This is a genomic window from Streptomyces noursei (genome assembly GCF_001646665.1).
GTDB classification, from domain to species: domain Bacteria; phylum Actinomycetota; class Actinomycetes; order Streptomycetales; family Streptomycetaceae; genus Streptomyces; species Streptomyces lavendulocolor.
Genome location: NZ_LWBU01000398.1, coordinates 1 through 291, shown reverse-complemented (window position 1 = coordinate 291; position 291 = coordinate 1). Strand labels below are relative to the sequence as shown.

Here is a 291-nt window from a genome sequence, read left to right as displayed (position 1 = left end):
TGGACCTGGAACCACGTCGCGGGACCGGTGCTCGACCGGTGGGGACGGCCCGGGCCCGCACCGGACGGCCGGTGGGCCCGGCTGTGGTGGTCACCGGGGGGCGCGCGGGCCCCCAGGCCGCTGCACGCGGCCGGTCACCACGGCGAGGCGACCGGCCCCGCCCCGCGGGAGGCCGCGGCGGCGCCCGCCGGGACCGGGCCCGCGCCCCGGACCGTACTGGACCGGGTGGTGTCCTCGTACACGCCGACGGTCGGCGCCATCCGTTACGCCCGCGCCCGGGCCGCCGCGCCC

Annotated in this window: 1 protein-coding gene; it reads left to right on the top strand. The window is 82.8% G+C overall.

The genetic code is table 11. The features are described 5' to 3' along the window. The coding region (locus A4V12_RS39350) for a hypothetical protein (protein ID WP_234372430.1) at window positions 1-291 on the top strand (291 nt) is incomplete at both ends.